Origin of the sequence: Agrilactobacillus composti DSM 18527 = JCM 14202 (genome assembly GCF_001436375.1) — a bacterium.
Classification (GTDB): domain Bacteria; phylum Bacillota; class Bacilli; order Lactobacillales; family Lactobacillaceae; genus Agrilactobacillus; species Agrilactobacillus composti.
In genome coordinates, this window is record NZ_AZGA01000045.1 from 1 (window position 1) to 461 (window position 461).

1 protein-coding gene is annotated in these 461 nt (G+C 40.6%); it reads right to left on the reverse strand.

Features of this window, described 5'->3' with window-relative positions; genetic code table 11:
* On the reverse strand, positions 1–391 hold a 391-nt coding region (locus FC83_RS07485), incomplete at its 3' end, for a transposase (protein ID WP_162260651.1).
* Positions 392–461 lie beyond the last annotated feature (70 nt).

Genomic DNA, 461 nt, shown 5'->3' on the forward strand with positions numbered 1-461 from the left:
AGGATTTTGCTTTTTGAGATTTCTTTCCAGTCATTTGGGCACCTCTCTGACCTGTTACTTTGAGTTTGTTACCCTCATTATACTGGAAAATCCAATCGGACAGGGTATGTGAGCTCTTTATGCCAAACTTTAAGGCACAAGCACTAACATTGATATCATGTTCAAGGTAATACGTAACGACTTCAATCTTAAATTCTGCAGAATAATGCTTGTTCTTATGACTGGGCCGTAAGGCTTCCTCGCCGCCTGCTAAATAAGTGTTTCGCCAAATACGAACTGCACTTCGAGCTATATCAAGCTCTTGGGAGACTGATGTGATAGTCCGACCTTTTTCAATTTCAGCTATTGCCCACAACATGGTCTCCAGATCGTATTTCCTTTTTCTAGGCATTAAAAATCCCTCCAGATCACACCAGAGAAATTTTTGTTTTTCTCTGGTGCTCTCTAAAGGGATAGTATCA